Genomic DNA, 655 nt, shown 5'->3' on the forward strand with positions numbered 1-655 from the left:
AGACTGAAAGGCGGGCGCTAGTCAGCAGGGGTCAGGAGGATGCAGGGCTTGCTGCCTTGCTGGGGGCTGCCGTGCACCGTGCTGTCGATGGCGTACTTGCTCTCGACGTAGTGGGCGAACAGCGTGACCGTCATCAGCGGATGGAAGCTGTTCTCCTCGGCGTCACTGGCCAGGATGACGAGGGCGTCGGCGGGCTGACGCATGGCGATGCTCCGCAGGTCACCCCATGTCATGGGCTTGAGCAGTCCGTCAGCGCCTCTCACTTCGTACGAGCGGGACGCGTCGCCTTTGAAGGTCGTGCGCTTCTCCAAGGCCACCGCGAGCGGTGTCGTCTTGATCCACTCGCTGTAGTCCTTGCGGACGCGGGAGCGTTCCTTCGGGGTGCGCGGCCACCAGTCGCCGACACCGTCGGGGGCGGGCGTGTGGATCGTCTGAGAGGCGAACTCGCGGGCGATGCGGCGGGCGTTCCACGTCATGTAGTTGAGCGCCTCTCGTGCCTCCGACGGGTGCTTGTCGGAGATCTTCGTGGCCGTCGCGTTCGCAGCGAACGGGTTGACCCACGTGTCGGCCTGCAGCCAGGTGATCCAGTCGGTGGTGGGGGCGGTCAAGAGGAACTCCTTGAAGGATGGGGAAGTCGTTGGGCTGTCTCTTATAC

The 655-nt window shown here is 65.0% G+C and carries 1 protein-coding gene; it reads right to left on the reverse strand.

Going from position 1 to position 655, the window contains the following annotated elements:
* Window positions 1-17 precede the first annotated feature (17 nt).
* Window positions 18-655: hypothetical protein (locus ETD86_RS54660; RefSeq protein WP_211370951.1), on the reverse strand; the 638-nt coding region annotated here is incomplete at its 5' end.

Origin of the sequence: Nonomuraea turkmeniaca (assembly GCF_005889735.1) — a bacterium.
Lineage (GTDB): Bacteria > Actinomycetota > Actinomycetes > Streptosporangiales > Streptosporangiaceae > Nonomuraea > Nonomuraea turkmeniaca.